Source organism: Hyphomonas sp., from assembly GCF_040882205.1.
In the GTDB taxonomy this organism is placed as follows: Bacteria; Pseudomonadota; Alphaproteobacteria; order Caulobacterales; family Hyphomonadaceae; genus Hyphomonas.
On record NZ_JBBEBT010000238.1, the window covers coordinates 1 to 2,870 of the forward strand.

The 2,870-nt window shown below is 63.6% G+C and carries 2 protein-coding genes and 1 other RNA gene; 2 read left to right on the plus strand and 1 reads right to left on the minus strand.

The window, feature by feature from the left end:
* Nucleotides 1-137 precede the first annotated feature (137 nt).
* Nucleotides 138-326 carry a hypothetical protein gene (locus tag WEA77_RS10135; protein ID WP_368067761.1) on the plus strand — a complete coding sequence of 63 codons (189 nt, stop codon included), beginning with the start codon at nucleotides 138-140 and terminating at the stop codon, nucleotides 324-326.
* Nucleotides 327-333: 7 nt separating this feature from the next.
* Here WEA77_RS10135 and WEA77_RS10140 read toward each other — a convergent pair whose 3' ends face one another.
* On the minus strand, nucleotides 334-2,439 hold the full coding sequence (locus WEA77_RS10140) for a prolyl oligopeptidase family serine peptidase (RefSeq protein ID WP_368067762.1): 2,106 nt from the start codon (nucleotides 2,437-2,439) through the stop codon (nucleotides 334-336).
* A gap of 128 nt (nucleotides 2,440-2,567) precedes the next feature.
* Here WEA77_RS10140 and ffs point away from each other — a divergent pair.
* An RNA gene (gene ffs / locus WEA77_RS10145) (signal recognition particle sRNA small type) lies at nucleotides 2,568-2,660 on the plus strand.
* Nucleotides 2,661-2,870: the final 210 nt, after the last annotated feature.

The window sequence follows — 2,870 nt, forward strand, 5'->3', positions numbered from 1 at the left end:
TGGCACGCGCCCTTGCCGAGCAGGGCCCACACCTGATCGCGGCGCATGTGCCGGCAAGATAGCCAGGTGCACCTTCCACGACCTGCGCCGCAGGCGCGCGTTGGTAATTGAGTTTCCTCAATCACCCAAGGTGTCCCATGTCGTCCTTCACGCTCTGTCTGATCGGTTTCATCAGTCTGATCGGCGGTCTTGCCTATGGCGCCTACCTGCTCGGCCTGCAGCCGGTCTGGATTGGCATGGGCGCCGTCGTGCTCACCGGTTTGGAAATTATCACAGCGGTCAGCAAGGGCCACCAGCCGGACATGTCGCCCGCCAACGAGACCTAAAACCCTTCTATTGCGCTGATGTGCCTGCCGAAGGCGTCACCGGCGCGGCGGGGCTCCCATCGTTCTTCACCGGATCATACTTCGCGAACCAGCCCATAATATTGTCTGTGAGGGCAATCAGCCGGCTGGGGCGCGAGGTGATGCCGTGCGAGGCACCGGGGATGCGAATGAGGGCGGTATCGGTTCCGTTCATCTTGAGGCCGGTATAGAACTGCTCTGCCTCCCAGGTCGGTGTGCGCCAGTCTTCCTCACCCACCATCATCAGCGTCGGCGTCTTGACCTTGTCGACATAGCGGATCGGCGAGAATTTCAGGAAGGCCTCGGGGTCCGTCCATGGATCGGCACGTATCCAGTGGCGACGCACGTATTGCGAGATGTCGGCGGCGAGTGCCATCGTCATCCAGTTGATAACTGGCTTGATCGAGGCAGCCGCCGCGAATCGTTCGGTCTTCGTTACAATCCAGGCGGTGAGGATGCCGCCGCCCGATCCTCCGGTCACGAACAAACGCTTTTCGCTCACATAGTTGCGGGCGACGAGATCGTCCACGATGGTCATCAGATCGTCATAGTCATTTCCGGGATAAGCCTTGTCGATGGCCTGGGCAAAGTCTTCGCCATAGCCGGTCGAGCCGCGCGGGTTTGACCAGACGGTGACATAGCCTTCGGCGGCGTAGCGTTGCAGCTCGCTGGAGAAATAGGGGCCGTACATCTGGAACGGGCCGCCGTGGATCTCGAGCAGCATGGGAAAGCTGCCATCCGCCTTGAAGTCCGGCGGCAGGTAGACCCAGGCCTCGATCTCCTTGCCGTCATGGCTGGAGGCCACTTTGATCTCCTCCATACGGGGCATTTCGAGATAGGGTATCAGGTCGTCGTTTAGTGCCGTCAGCACTTTCTGCCCTTTACCGTCGAGGCGGATGCTGGCGACTTCCGAAGGGCGGTCGGCAAAGCCGGCGGTATAGGCGACCACCGGTTTCTTTCCTCCGCTCACGGAGAAACTGCCATCGGCATAGGGCCGTCCGATCGAGGCGCCGCCGATATCGGTGACGACCTGCGAGGTCTTGCCGTCGAGGTCGATGCGGTAGAGCGACAGCACGCCGTGATCACCGACCAGGGAGAGAAGGCTCTTGCCATCCGGTGCCCAGACGGTCTGGTCAAAGCTGCCGAAAAAGCCTGCCGCCAGCTCAGCTGCGCCCGAACCATCGGCATTCATCAGGTAGAGATTGTCCTGCTGGTAAGAGAGGACCTTGTCGTCATAGCCGCGCCAGGCGATGCGCTTGCCGTCCGGTGAGACGATGGGGCCATAGTCCGGCCCGTCGCGGGTCGTCAGCGGGCGGACGGAGAGGTCCGCGAGTTCGACCGCATAGATCTCGCTCTCGACCGGGTCCATGTCGCGGTCTGCTGCAAGGTTGCCGGAGACGAGCAGCGTGTCATTGTCCAGCCAGGACGGGCTCTGCAAAGGCGCGTCGCCCGAGGTCACCTGCCGGGGCGTGCCGCCATCGACGGGCAGCACGAACGTATGCGTCACGCCGTCCTTGAGGAAGCCTGCGCCGTCGCGGCGGAAGCTGAGATTCTCGTAGACCTTCACCGGCTCGCTCCAGGCCGCGCCATCGGGGGCGGCGGGCGGCGCGGCAAAGCCGGGTTTCCTTTCGGGTACGAACATCGTGAAGGCGATGGTCTTGCCGTCCGGCGACCAGACCGCTTCGGAGGGGCCTTCGAGGAACTGGGAGAGGGCATGGCTGCGGCCGGTGTCCAGATAGAGCACGCGGATTTCCGGCTTGCCGCCATTCGCGGTCGTGTAGACGAGGCGCGAGCCATCCGGCGACCAGCGGGGCGCCGCGGCAGTAGCGGCTGTCACCAGCGGGCGATGGTCGCCGCTCGCCACATCGATGGTCCACAGGCTGCCGACATCGCGGTCGGTCAGCCTGTCCATCGCGCGTCGGACATAAACGATGGTCTTGCCGTCCGGCGAAACCTGCGGATCGGTGGCATACTCAACATCGAAAACGCGCTCGGCGGTGAAGCGCTTCGAAGGCGCCTCGTCTGTCTCGGCGAGCGCCGGAGCGCAGGCCAGCACCGCGGCCATGGCCGTCAGGGTGAGTGTGCGAATGATCATGGAGCCCTCCGTCAGCGATATCTTGGCGAAGGGCTAACATGAGGCGTTACAAGGCGATAGCGCGGAATAGGGCTGCAGATGGAGCCTGCGCTTGCGATTCGCTGCACGGCTGCGCATATAGCCCTCGGAGGCAGGCGGCGGACGGGTCGCTCGCCAATCGGGTCAGGCGGGGAACCGAGCAGCCCTAACGAGCTTCAGCCCGGGTCGTTTGCCTGTCTCCACCCTGAACCCCCGCAGCCGTGATCACTGCCGCCTCGCGCATGAGGACATTCTCCGACAGGTCCGAGATCGACACATAGACGCGCCCTAAGCGTTCGCTTTTCTGCGGCTGGACATCCTCGCCCGCCCCCGCCGAAAGCGCGCGCCAAACCAGTTCGGAACAGTAGAGCGCGTTTTCGGACCGGAGGGAAAAGCCCCGGTCGACGGGCAGG

What these genes read in the sequence shown, in the direction of transcription:
- WEA77_RS10135 (WP_368067761.1), top strand. Translation starts at nt 138, where the DNA reads ATGTCGTCCTTCACGCTCTGTCTGATCGGTTTCATCAGTCTGATCGGC.
- WEA77_RS10140 (WP_368067762.1), bottom strand. Translation starts at nt 2,439, where the DNA reads ATGATCATTCGCACACTCACCCTGACGGCCATGGCCGCGGTGCTGGCC.